The organism is Pseudomonas sp. SIMBA_068 (genome assembly GCF_046534705.1).
In the GTDB taxonomy this organism is placed as follows: domain Bacteria; phylum Pseudomonadota; class Gammaproteobacteria; order Pseudomonadales; family Pseudomonadaceae; genus Aquipseudomonas; species Aquipseudomonas putida.
Genome location: NZ_JAWRYI010001095.1, coordinates 1 through 252 on the forward strand (window position 1 = coordinate 1; position 252 = coordinate 252).

Here is a 252-nt window from a genome sequence, read left to right on the forward strand (position 1 = left end):
GTCGATCATTTCCAGCGCTTTGCCGCCACCGCGCGCCACACAGGTCAGCGGGTCTTCAGCAACAACGACTGGAATGCCGGTTTCTTCCATTAACAAACGGTCAAGGTTACGCAGCAGTGCGCCACCACCGGTGAGCACCATGCCGCGCTCGGAGATGTCGGAAGCCAGTTCCGGCGGGCACTGTTCCAGTGCAACCATTACCGCGCTCACAATACCGGTCAGCGGTTCCTGCAGTGCTTCGAGGATTTCATT

At 58.7% G+C, this 252-nt stretch carries 1 protein-coding gene; it reads right to left on the bottom strand.

The annotated features are described in order from the left end of the window. Positions 1 to 252: rod shape-determining protein (locus SB756_RS32855; protein ID WP_410913610.1), on the bottom strand; the 252-nt coding region annotated here is incomplete at both ends.